At 47.8% G+C, this 255-nt stretch carries 1 protein-coding gene; it reads left to right on the forward strand.

Annotated features, from left to right (window positions below):
- Positions 1 to 13: 13 nt before the first annotated feature.
- On the forward strand, positions 14 to 255 hold a 242-nt coding region (locus Q4528_RS14780; RefSeq protein WP_303522420.1), incomplete at its 3' end, for a hypothetical protein.

Below are 255 nucleotides of genomic sequence, written 5' to 3' on the forward strand. Positions count from 1 at the left end.
GTTAGAAGCGCGAATGCAGTTTGATGGTTACACCATCGTTCGCCAACTTCATGCCAGCAGCCGCAGCCATGTTTACTTAGCCTTAGACGAACAATCGGGGCAACAGGTAATACTAAAAGCCCCCTCAATAGATTTACGCGATGACCCTGAATACTTAGAGCGCTTTCTCACTGAAGAATGGATAGCTCGCCGCATTAATAGCGCCTATGTACTAAAAGCCAATCTCGACCCGCGCGAGCGCAATTACCTATATAC

This window comes from Staphylococcus pasteuri, from assembly GCF_030547725.1.
GTDB lineage: Bacteria > Bacillota > Bacilli > Staphylococcales > Staphylococcaceae > Staphylococcus > Staphylococcus pasteuri.